The organism is Nesterenkonia massiliensis (genome assembly GCF_000455245.1).
GTDB classification, from domain to species: domain Bacteria; phylum Actinomycetota; class Actinomycetes; order Actinomycetales; family Micrococcaceae; genus Nesterenkonia; species Nesterenkonia rhizosphaerae.
This window is the reverse complement of record NZ_HG005165.1, coordinates 1-2,191: the sequence shown is the minus strand read 5'-3', so window position 1 is coordinate 2,191 and position 2,191 is coordinate 1. Positions and strand designations below refer to the sequence as shown.

Below are 2,191 nucleotides of genomic sequence, written 5' to 3'. Positions count from 1 at the left end.
AATAATCCTTCACGCAATCTTGACCTGAGTTCCGCGACGAAGTCGTTACCACACGCTGAGTAGAACGCTTCGGCTAACTCGTTATCTACTCATGAGGCGGCGCGTGTTGGTGCGAGGGCATCGGCGAGAGTGGCGATTCTGCCTGTCTGGTAGCGGGCTAGTGCGAGGGCGTCGTCGTTGGGTGGGCCCTCGGCGATGATCGCACTTACGCCGTAGGGGTTGCCGCCGCCTGCGTGGGAGAGGTCGTAATCGAGGTACCCGGTGGGCACGATGAGCGATCCCCAGTGGAAGAGCGTGTGGTACATCGCCAGCAGTGTGGACTCCTGCCCGCCATGGCGTTCGTAGCTACTGGTGAACCGGGTCGCGGGCTTGCCCGCGAGGTGTCCTGCCCCCCATGCGGCACTGGTTGGTGTCCATGAACTGTTTCATCTGTGCGGCCGGTTGGCCGAATCTGGTCGGGGTGCCGAGCACGAAGCCATCGGCCCATACGAGGTCTTCAGGGGTGGCGGTCTCGATGTGTTCGGTGGCTTCCAGGTGCGCGGCCCACTCGGGGTTCTTCTCGATGACCTCTGCTGGTGCCAGCTCCGTGACTCGGCGCAGTCGCTCTGAGTACCTGATCTGGAACAACTTCAACCCCACACCGGCGGCCACCGCGCTCCTTCCGCTGCTCCCAATCACAGGATGATCACCAGCCAGCGGACCGCCCCAGACTCCCTGCATCACGCAGGCATTCCAGAGGGGCACGCCTCTTGCAGATCGATGCAAGATGCCCCGGACTAGAAAAACCCACGTATGCAACTGAGAATAGTGGTGTCACGTCACCGGGAATGTGCCCCTTGACTCTTGCTTCGGAGAATAGCTGGATTAGAGTTGCGGATATGCAGACTGAAGCCTTGATTCAGCCCCGGAAGCCTGTCTCCGGCATCCACATCAGCAGTCCAGAGTCGGGCACCGTTTACCTCCTCCCAGCTTCGCAGGATCGCGACGGAAAACATGCCTATAGGGGAGCAGACGCGATCCTCATCAAGCAGGCGATGAGGGACGGCCTCGCCGTTGAGTACGCAGTACCCGAGGAAGACCGCGAGTTCGTTGAGCACTTCTCCTCGGGCCTTGAGGTCGTAACCTTGACAGTGGCAGTTCTCGGCTTGGTGCCGTCGACAATTCAAGGGATTTATGCCCTTATCCAACTCGCTGCTAGGCGGAAGGGCGTCACGGAGGAGAATCTGAATACGACCCAGGTCCACCTCGAAATTGATTACATCAAGACACCCACAACGGTGGCCCAGGGAGTGAAGATCTCAGGCGATCCTCACAGCGTCCTCGAAGCTATGAAGAAACTCAACCCCGAGCCGTGAAAGTGAAGGCGCTACTGATGAGGGCCGGGTTGGCCGCGCCTGAGAGTGGGCCTTATAGAAATGAGTACCTGCGCAGCAACGGCGAGAAATTCCTCAAAAGTGCACAGGCTGAAATGGCAGCTGTCGAGAAAGTCCTTGAAGACTACAAGCTCCCCGTCGTACAGCTAAGGGACGACAAGGAAGCCGACCATAGGCACGTCGATGCAGTCGTACGTCGTTGGACGGAAATTCGGGAGACGTTCGCTGAGGTGATCGAAGAGCAACTTCAAGAACCAATTGAAGCAGCGGTGAAAAACGCAGTAAAAGCCCTGAACTACCTTGAGGACACCGAACTGCGCGAGACCGCGCACGAACTCGTCCACCAGGCATCACAGCTGCGATTCGGCTTTATTGGTTGCAGGCTCCGGGTCGAGGACGGCCATGTTCAGAGTGACTGCCCCGTGAGGATCGCGCATCAAAGATGGGGATTCTCGCCGGAGATTGTCACCGAATGGGTCTGCTCAATCTGCAACGAACGGTTCGACACATGCCCGCATATCCCAGACGAAGAGTACGAGGTCCTCGTAGATCGCTCAAGCAACTCGTGCTCTGCATGCTTCGAGAAGAGGCGCGAGCACCGGGACGGCGAGCGAGTCGTCGTCCCGGCACAAAGAGTGGCTAAACGCATCGTCAGTGCGCCTGCGGTGGCGATTGTCGCCCGGCCACGCGATCCTGAGGCACGGCTGACGTCCGTGGAGATCAATGTCCCCGCCGACTCCGAACTCTTCAGACAGTGCCAGAACGAGACCGCGTTGTGCACCGAATGCATCATCCCCTGCACTGGGTATATCGAATTT

Annotated in this window: 4 protein-coding genes; 2 read left to right on the top strand and 2 right to left on the bottom strand. The window is 58.8% G+C overall.

Going from position 1 to position 2,191, the window contains the following annotated elements:
- Window positions 1-89 precede the first annotated feature (89 nt).
- Both TX78_RS13890 and TX78_RS13885 read right to left on the bottom strand, forming a co-directional pair.
- Complete coding sequence (locus TX78_RS13890) at window positions 90-305, bottom strand: NADPH-dependent FMN reductase family protein (RefSeq protein WP_049897237.1); 216 nt, start codon at window positions 303-305, stop codon at window positions 90-92.
- A gap of 40 nt (window positions 306-345) precedes the next feature.
- Window positions 346-720 carry an NAD(P)H-dependent oxidoreductase gene (locus TX78_RS13885; protein WP_049897236.1) on the bottom strand — a complete coding sequence of 125 codons (375 nt, stop codon included), beginning with the start codon at window positions 718-720 and terminating at the stop codon, window positions 346-348.
- Window positions 721-878: 158 nt separating this feature from the next.
- Here TX78_RS13885 and TX78_RS00010 point away from each other — a divergent pair, with 158 nt between their 5' ends.
- Together TX78_RS00010 and TX78_RS00005 are read left to right on the top strand one after the other, a co-directional pair.
- Entirely contained in the window at window positions 879-1,355 is a 477-nt protein-coding gene (locus TX78_RS00010; RefSeq protein WP_044492609.1) for a hypothetical protein, read from the top strand.
- Window positions 1,352-2,191 (top strand): hypothetical protein (locus TX78_RS00005; RefSeq protein WP_044492608.1); only part of this gene is annotated, 840 nt, incomplete at its 3' end. The genes TX78_RS00010 and TX78_RS00005, both read left to right, overlap by 4 nt.

Excerpts from the sequence above, each read along its gene's own strand:
- TX78_RS13890 (WP_049897237.1), bottom strand. The coding sequence starts at position 305 with ATGTACCACACGCTCTTCCACTGGGGATCGCTCATCGTGCCCACCGGG.
- TX78_RS13885 (WP_049897236.1), bottom strand. The coding sequence starts at position 720 with ATGCAGGGAGTCTGGGGCGGTCCGCTGGCTGGTGATCATCCTGTGATT.
- TX78_RS00010 (WP_044492609.1), top strand. The coding sequence starts at position 879 with ATGCAGACTGAAGCCTTGATTCAGCCCCGGAAGCCTGTCTCCGGCATC.